1 pseudogene is annotated in these 500 nt (G+C 69.2%); it reads right to left on the bottom strand.

Going from position 1 to position 500, the window contains the following annotated elements:
- Nucleotides 1–177: 177 nt before the first annotated feature.
- Nucleotides 178–500, bottom strand: a pseudogene (locus CCN29_RS33990) (ATP-binding protein); the annotation flags it as partial.

Genomic DNA, 500 nt, shown 5'->3' with positions numbered 1-500 from the left:
CCCGTCGACTTCCGCTGGTGCGGGACGAAGACGGAAATCGCCACGCAGATCGGCAACGCGGTGCCGATTCCTCTCGGGAAGGCGATAGCGTCCGCCATTTACGCATTCCTGCGAGGCTGACGGACCTCGTCCCGCGCACCCGTTTTCAGGGCCAGGAAGGACGACCTGCGCCGACCTTCACCGGAGAGCCGCTTCGAGGCGGCTCTGCGCACAGTCCAGGACCCGGTCCACGTCACCGCCGTGGGCACGCAGTCGGTGGAGGAGGTCCGTGACGATACCGATCACGGACTCCTCCTCGACCCGCCGGCGCACCCTGCCGGACTCGCGGTCGTACGAGCACGCCGGCGGCTTCAAGGTCGCGTAGACGTCCAGCAGAGCGTCGGCGCGTTCCATCGACGGCCCACCGTCCGGAGTGAGCGGCCCCGCCACCCCCTCCCCTCCGAACTCGCACCACGTCACCTTGTGGTCCTCGTACAGCCGCACGCCCCAGCGGTCGGCCA

The sequence above is a fragment of the Streptomyces pseudogriseolus genome (genome assembly GCA_002154585.1).
GTDB lineage: Bacteria > Actinomycetota > Actinomycetes > Streptomycetales > Streptomycetaceae > Streptomyces > Streptomyces pseudogriseolus.
Note: the sequence above shows the minus strand (reverse complement) of the source record. Positions and strands in the feature narration are given on the sequence as shown.